The following is a 7693-nucleotide window of genomic DNA, read 5'->3' on the forward strand; positions in this document are numbered from 1 at the left end:
TCTTGAACTTTTTTCGGCTGGTTATACAGATTTTCTGCGTGAGTAATTAGTCCTATAAGTTGGTCATAGTCTAGACTCAATAGCCGAGTAGTTTCTGAGGGATGTCTTTATATGTGTTCGCGAAGTTGACTCATTTTTTTTACATAAAGCTCCATTATAATATATGTGCAATTCAACGATAGTTTGTTTTTTGGAGATGTCTAATAGTTAAATGAAACGGTTGGTTTGTTTGGGAGTGCGTAAGTCCTCAATAATTCCTCATTAGCGATTAAGTAGAGCGACACAAAAAAACTTGACAATGTAACAAAATGTAAACGAATCACAACCTCTGGGATTGCTTCATCTCACTGGCAATGACATACTTATGTTTTCGCAGTTCGTCTACTTCGCGATCGGGATGAAGTCACTTTTTCTCCGACTCATATCATTTGAGATTTATTTGAAATTTGAGATGGGAAATAGCTTATTATGTAGGACTTTGCAGCTTGTGTAGAGTTGCATTCATTTTTTGAACTGCTATCACTAACGGCGTTACACCCTGCTAGCAACGCAGCAATCTCAAAACGCTCCCTTCTATCCATTTTTATTTTCCCGAGGTGCTAAATCACCTGTGGCTGAGATAAACTGATTTGGAAGTAGATCGCGCGTTTTGCAAGTTGCCTCTGTGTAACCGAGACACTGCTACTGCAACCTGTCATCAGCCCCAGCAAAATAGGTGCCAAATTTAACTCTACAGTCTCCAATTTCCATTAACAGCGCGTCTACAATCTAAAATCAAAAGTGAGCAGCAAGGACAAACCGATGGCGAACTCAACTCTTGGCCTAGAACATCAACTTTACGATTATCTGTTATCTATTTCTCTGCGGGAGCCAGATATTCTCGCTTCACTACGGGAAGAAACTGCTAAACATCCTATGGGGATGATGCAGATTGCTCCCGAACAAGGTCAGTTTATGGAGCTCATAGTGCAGCTTATGGGAGCGACCAAAACCTTAGAAATAGGGGTTTTTACTGGTTATAGCTCGCTGTGCGTAGCTTTAGCGCTGCCTCCTAACGGTCAAATTATTGCCTGCGATGTCAGCGAGGAATATACTGCGATCGCACGACGCTATTGGGAAGCTGCGGGCGTTGCTAATAAGATTTCTTTGCAGTTGGGCCCAGCTATAAATACTCTGGACAAGCTAATAGCCGAGGGACAAGCAGGAACCTTTGATTTTGCTTTCATCGACGCCGATAAAGAAAATTATGAGGCTTATTTTGAGCGATCGCTCCAACTTGTACGCAATGGGGGTTTAATTGTAATTGACAATGTTCTGTGGTCTGGACGAGTTGCTGACCCTCAAGTACAAGACGAAAGTACCACCGCCATTCGTACTTTTAACGACAAATTGCGTAACGATCCCAGAGTTACTCTCAGTGTCGTCCCCATTGCTGACGGACTGACTTTGGCATTGAAACGTCGCTGGGCTACTCTGATGGAACCTGAACAGCATCATTAAAGAGGTGTTTGCGGTTTGCGGTTCATTTTAAAATTGCCACAAACTGCTAATTATTCAAGAATATACAAGTCAGTTTTATATATAGAGTAATGTGCGCGTGCCGCACCCTATAAACTCAAAAGTATAGAGTAAGGTGCGGATGGCGCACCCTACAGAATGATGTATTTTTTAGTTAATCAGAGGCGCAAATGCTGGGTTCAAATTTGCAGGTAAAATTACCGATTCACGAAACTTTTCAGTGTACTGTTCAAGGCGAAGGTTACTGGACGGGGACTTTAGTTGATTTTATCAGATTGGCCGGTTGCCCTGTGCGGTGTCCTTGGTGCGACACGGGTTACGAAAATGGGGGCAAAGGTTTGCCCTCTGTGCCGCAGTCGATCGCACAATTGCTCGCTCAATTGCAGTCTCCGAGGGTTGTCATTACTGGCGGTGAACCTTTCATTCACCAGAATTTGCCGGAGTTAGTTGAAGCTTTGTTAGAAGCTGACAAGCAGGTGAGTATTGAAACTTCGGGTGCTTGCTGGCAGGATGTTTCGCCACTGGCTTGGATTACTCTTTCTCCGAAGGAACACGTCAATCCTAAATATCCGGTGCAAGAGCTTTTCTGGAGTAGAGCAAATGAAATTAAGTTAGTGATTAGCACTGGCGAAGAAGTTGAATTTTATCACAAGCATTGGGAAAAAAATGTGAATATTCCGGTTTTCTTGCAACCAGAATGGAACTCAAAAAAATCCGCCATTCCCATTATTTTGGAATTGCTGAAACAAAATCCTAGTTACAGGCTATCTTTGCAAACTCACAAGTTTATTGGCGTGCAATAGTTTGATGATTTAGCCAGAGCTATTCGTCAGGTGGGCGGTGCAAAATGGGGAGTGCATCGCCCTACAATTTGTGGAAATATGTGCTATAATTCAAGCAGCAATTTATGATAATTTGAACGTAAGGGAAACAACTACCAAAACCCCAATGGGAAAAGTAATCGCAACCGTAGTAATTACGAATCGGCTGGATGAAGCTAAAGCCGAAGATGGTCTGATTCCAATCGAGCAAGTGAGGTCTGTTACTCTAGAAAATGTTGTGGTGGATACGGGGGCGACAACTTTGTTTTTGCCTAAAGATGTCATCGCCAGACCGGGTTTGAAAATCCTCAAGCAAGTAGTTGTGGAAACAGCCACGGGCATTAGTGAGGCGAGGATTTTTCGGGATGCTTCGATTTCGCTGTGCGGGCGCGAAGGGACTTTTGAGTGTTTGGAATTGTCCGAGGGGAAAACGCCACTTTTAGGCGTGATTCCGATGGAAGCGCTGGGAATTGAAGTGGATTTGAAACATCAAAGTTTGAAGGTTTTGCCCGACGGGCCGACGGAAACTTATTTGACAATTCTTGGATATTCTTGAGTTTGGATGCCAGCTATTCGATCGGCAGCGCTAAGATGGTTAAGCACTGTTTTGCACTACTCTCATGTCCCAACGCGCCAAAACCTCAAACAGCCAGCCAAGTGCATCCCGCAACGGGCATAATGTGACGAATTCTCACTCTAACAACCAAAATACGATTCGGGTTCGCGGTGCGAGACAGCACAACCTGAAAAATATCGATCTGGAACTGCCGCGCGATCGACTGATCGTTTTTACTGGCGTCTCGGGTTCTGGTAAGTCTTCCCTCGCTTTCGATACAATTTTTGCCGAGGGACAGCGCCGCTACGTGGAGTCTCTCAGCGCTTACGCGCGCCAGTTTTTGGGACAGTTGGACAAACCGGATGTGGACGCGATTGAAGGCTTGAGTCCGGCTATTTCGATCGACCAAAAGTCAACTTCTCACAACCCGCGATCGACTGTTGGCACTGTTACAGAAATTTACGATTATCTCAGATTGCTCTACGGCAGAGCCGGCGAACCGCACTGTCCGATTTGCGATCGCTGCATTGCGCCGCAGACAATTGATGAAATGTGCGATCGAGTCATGGCACTTCCCGACGGCACTCGCTTTCACCTTCTGGCACCAGTTGTGCGCGGAAAAAAAGGCACTCACCGCAAATTATTGTCGAGTTTAGCTGCGGAAGGATTTATTCGCGTCAAAGTTAACGGAGAAATTTTAGAACTTTCGGAAAATATCGAATTAGATAAAAATCATACGCACAATATCGAGATAGTTGTCGATCGGTTAATTAAAAAACCCGGTTTAGAAGAACGTTTAGTTGATTCTCTGGCAACTTGTTTGCGCCATTCTGAGGGGATTGCGATTATTGAAGAGTTACCGACTGAAGAAAATTCCCAGCCACAGGGGCCGATCGTATTTTCCGAAAACTTTGCTTGTCCCGAACACGGCGCGGTAATGGAGGAACTTTCCCCCCGGTTATTTTCGTTTAATTCGCCCTACGGCGCGTGTCCGAACTGCCACGGTTTGGGGAGTTTGCGGACTTTTGCGCCGGAGTTGGTAGTTCCCGACGAAAAAGCGCCTCTTTATTGTGCGATCGCGCCTTGGTCAGACAAAGACAATTCCTATTATCTCTCTTTGCTGTGCAGTATTGCTGATACTTGCGGGTTTGATATCGACACTCCTTGGTATCGATTAAAGCCCGAACACCAGCGCGTGATTTTGTACGGCAATGAGCAAAAGCGCACCGCAGAAGGTAAAAAGCGCGAGGGCAGCACTGATTTGAGGAGAGATTTTAATGGCGTGATTGCCATGTTGCAGCGCCAGTACGACGATACTGGTTCTGATTTGATCAAGCAGAAGTTGGAACAGTATCGGGTCGATCGCTCTTGCGAGGTTTGTCACGGCAAGCGCTTGAAAACCGAGGCGCTTTCGGTGCGGTTGGGACAGTACGGAATTGTGGATTTAACCAGTATTTCGATTCGGGAATGCCGCGAACGAGTAAATAATTTGGGATTGAGCGATCGGCAATTCCAAATATCCGATTTAGCCCTGAGAGAAATCAAAGCAAGGCTGCAATTTTTGCTCGATGTCGGGTTAGATTACCTGACTTTAGACCGCGCAGCAATGACGCTTTCTGGCGGAGAAGCCCAGCGAATTCGGCTAGCGACTCAAATCGGTTCGGGTTTGACGGGTGTTCTCTACGTTTTGGACGAACCCAGCATCGGACTCCACCAAAGAGACAACTTTCGCCTGCTGCAAACCTTAACAAAATTGCGCGATTTAGGCAATACTTTGATTGTGGTAGAACACGATGAAGAAACCATGCGAGCGGCCGACCACATTGTGGATATCGGGCCCGGCGCCGGCGTTCACGGTGGCAAAATTATCTCGCAAGGAAGTTTAGCAGACTTGCTGGCGGCCGAGGAATCTTTGACCGGGGCTTATTTGTCGGGAAAGCGAGTAATTGAAACCCCTAGTGAAAGGAGAAAAGGCAACGGCAAAGCTCTCTCAATCATAAATGCGACGCGCAACAATTTAAAAAATATCGATGTGGAAATTCCCCTGGGAAAACTCGTCTGCGTGACGGGGGTTTCCGGTTCGGGAAAATCCACTTTAATCAATGAATTGCTGTACCCGTCACTGCAACATTATATCACCAAAAAAGTGCCTTTACCACCCGATATGGACGCCCTCAAGACGAAGGGCGAACGCTCTCTAGAGGATGTGGTTGATAAGGTAATTGTCATCGATCAATCTCCTATCGGCCGCACTCCGCGCTCTAATCCCGCTACTTACACGGGAGTCTTTGATGTGATTCGGGATTTGTTTGCCGAAAGCATTGAAGCGAAGGCAAGAGGTTACAAAGCGGGGCAGTTTTCTTTTAACGTGAAAGGGGGAAGGTGCGAAGCTTGCGGCGGCCAAGGCGTGAACGTGATTTCGATGAATTTTTTGCCCGATGTTTACGTGCAGTGTGAGGTTTGCAAGGGTGCACGGTACAACCGGGAAACGCTGCAAGTTAAGTACAAAGGCAAGTCGATTTCTGATGTTTTGAACATGACCGTGGAGGAATCTTTGGAGATGTTTAAAAATATTCCCAGGGCGGGCGCCAGACTGCAAACTTTGGTAGATGTCGGTTTGGGTTACATTCAGTTGGGACAGCCGGCGCCGACGCTTTCTGGGGGAGAAGCGCAGCGGGTAAAATTGGCAACGGAACTGTCGCGCCGCGCTACTGGGAAGACGCTTTATTTAATCGATGAACCGACGACTGGTTTGTCGTTTTATGATGTTCATCATTTGTTAAATGTGCTGCAAAGATTGGTGGATAAGGGTAATTCTATTTTGGTAATCGAACACAATTTAGATGTGATTCGGTGCTGCGATTGGGCGATCGATTTGGGGCCTGAAGGGGGAGATAAGGGCGGCGAAATTATTGTGGCGGGGACGCCGGAGGATGTGGCGGCTAATTCTCGGTCTTACACTGGAAAATATTTGCAAGCGGTTTTGCAGCAGCATCCTTTGGGGGAGGCTGTAGCTGTTAGCTAATATTAAATTTGGTAGGACTTACGCACAGGGATCTAGAAACCGGGTTTTTTCCGAAAATACGCATTGTAGCCGACATAAAAGGTAAAAAACCCGCTTTTTCGACATAAATAGTGATGATGAATGAAGGTTTACTTTGGGATTACATCCAGAAAAGGAACAAGGGCATTCGGTTGGACGAGTGGTTATGGGGGTTCGCCAACTTCGGGAAACCAACGCAAGTGCGAGTCGCGTTGGCCGCGAGTTGGGCATCGTTGCCGATATGGGAGTCCTACTCGGAGAAATGGGACGAGAACCACGCGGTATTCGGCTCACTGACGCTGCATGAATTGCTCGTTGTCATTGAAACGGAGCTTACATGACCCAGTAGCTTTAGTAGCGCGATATACGGAGCATTTGGCTCGGCACAGGACGTAGAAGAGAAGGCCTATTTCAATGCTAATGAAGGCAGTGGCACCTACGCGATCAACTACAGCAGTTACACGCTCTCTATGCAGCAAGTGCGGTTGTGTGGACGGGCAAGGCAGCTTTATGGACTCCTCCGAACGAACTTGCGTTTGACGTTTGTTCGGACGCTGCTGAATTGTCGGCTCGACGAGCTGCAGGACCAGACTATGAGGTGTTTGAGGCGGTTTGGTACGCAAAGCGGGCCTTGCAAGCAACTGATGCGGACATGATTGAGTGTATTGTCTCCTCACTTGAAGGTGTCATAAGGACGTAACAATTAAAATATAAAAATGAGTAAGCATATCAACTTCTTGGGATATACCTTGTGGGTCTTAGATGATAGGAAGCAACCTCCTGATGAAGCAGTATCTTTAAGCCGCTGTTTTTACAGCCCTGGGGTCTTAGCTGCTTACTGTCTTGTCAGCAACTTTTCTGTGGGAATATTTTTGTACAGTATAAATTTATCTCGTCGAGGCTATGTGTGGCGAGGTCGATTATTAGCTATCTTGTCAGCCTCATTCCTGATTTGTCTAGCTTTTCGAGATTTTTTTGCTGACAACTTCTTTGAATATCGTTCAAGACTACTCATCAATGCGTTGGTTGCGATAGCACTTTATGGAAGTGAGAAATCCCACTTCGATCGAGCAATGCGAAATGGTGGTAAGCCAGCTAGATGGTGGATGCCATCGATCTGGATTGCTATCATTGTAGTAATACAGTGGTTACTAAGTTTTGTGATACAGATATCGAAACCAGCATCTTAGGCTACCTCACTGCTCAACCGAGCAGGAATATTGTCCTAAATTTAGAGAGTATTGAAGAGTTGCTTCAGATTTGAACCCGCAAAAACTCTCATCTAACGTTATGAAATCAGACTAATTATTTACAATGCAACTCGTGAGGCGATCGACCAAGGGATAGACTAAACGAATACCGCAAAATTGTTTGTGACTTTCTCGAAGACTTTTCTACAAATGACGCAAATGCTCAGTTAATCTTCGAGATCGCCCGCGATAGATATCTCGTGATGCACAACCAATGGCGCGACGAATATCGCATCTATGGGTGTGCCATGCAGCTCGATATCATCGAAAATCAAATCTGGATTCAACACAACAGTACCGAAATCTACATCGATCGAGAACTGATTCAACGTGGCGTGTCTCCTCAAGATATCATTCTTGGGTTTCGCTCCCCCAGCATCCGAAAACTCCTTGCCGCCAACTCTTGCTAGAGACAAAGGTGGGGAACAGTTATACCAATTTTACATGAAGTTGCATAGAATAAAGATAATGTTGAGAGGTGATGAGTTATGGCACGTCAACTGAT

At 45.9% G+C, this 7693-nt stretch carries 6 protein-coding genes; all 6 read left to right on the forward strand.

Going from position 1 to position 7693, the window contains the following annotated elements; all coding sequences use genetic code 11:
- Positions 1-801: 801 nt before the first annotated feature.
- The 6 genes from QUA71_RS17675 to QUA71_RS17700 all read left to right on the forward strand — a co-directional run bounded on the left by QUA71_RS17675 (position 802) and on the right by QUA71_RS17700 (position 7598).
- Positions 802-1500, forward strand: a complete 699-nt coding sequence (locus QUA71_RS17675) for a class I SAM-dependent methyltransferase (RefSeq protein WP_333286897.1) — start codon at positions 802-804, stop codon at positions 1498-1500.
- Positions 1501-1688: 188 nt separating this feature from the next.
- Positions 1689-2321, forward strand: coding sequence for a 7-carboxy-7-deazaguanine synthase QueE (locus tag QUA71_RS17680; protein ID WP_333286899.1), 633 nt, complete (start codon positions 1689-1691; stop codon positions 2319-2321).
- Positions 2322-2466: 145 nt separating this feature from the next.
- Positions 2467-2895 carry an aspartyl protease family protein gene (locus QUA71_RS17685; protein ID WP_333286901.1) on the forward strand — a complete coding sequence of 143 codons (429 nt, stop codon included), beginning with the start codon at positions 2467-2469 and terminating at the stop codon, positions 2893-2895.
- 64 nt (positions 2896-2959) lie between these two features.
- Positions 2960-5920 carry an excinuclease ABC subunit UvrA gene (uvrA, locus tag QUA71_RS17690; protein ID WP_333286903.1) on the forward strand — a complete coding sequence of 987 codons (2961 nt, stop codon included), beginning with the start codon at positions 2960-2962 and terminating at the stop codon, positions 5918-5920.
- A gap of 133 nt (positions 5921-6053) precedes the next feature.
- The gene (locus tag QUA71_RS17695; RefSeq protein WP_333286905.1) at positions 6054-6245 is read left to right on the forward strand and encodes a hypothetical protein; all 192 of its coding nucleotides are present in this window, start codon (positions 6054-6056) and stop codon (positions 6243-6245) included.
- 1059 nt (positions 6246-7304) lie between these two features.
- Complete coding sequence (locus QUA71_RS17700; RefSeq protein WP_333286915.1) at positions 7305-7598, forward strand: element excision factor XisI family protein; 294 nt, start codon at positions 7305-7307, stop codon at positions 7596-7598.
- The last annotated feature ends 95 nt before the right edge of the window (positions 7599-7693 follow it).

Origin of the sequence: Microcoleus sp. MON1_C5 (assembly GCF_036701875.1) — a bacterium.
Lineage (GTDB): Bacteria > Cyanobacteriota > Cyanobacteriia > Cyanobacteriales > Microcoleaceae > Microcoleus.

Bases quoted from the DNA above. Each gene is read 5' to 3' on its own strand.
- QUA71_RS17675 (WP_333286897.1), top strand. From the start codon at position 802: ATGGCGAACTCAACTCTTGGCCTAGAACATCAACTTTACGATTATCTG.
- QUA71_RS17680 (WP_333286899.1), top strand. From the start codon at position 1,689: ATGCTGGGTTCAAATTTGCAGGTAAAATTACCGATTCACGAAACTTTT.
- QUA71_RS17685 (WP_333286901.1), top strand. From the start codon at position 2,467: ATGGGAAAAGTAATCGCAACCGTAGTAATTACGAATCGGCTGGATGAA.
- uvrA (WP_333286903.1), top strand. From the start codon at position 2,960: ATGTCCCAACGCGCCAAAACCTCAAACAGCCAGCCAAGTGCATCCCGC.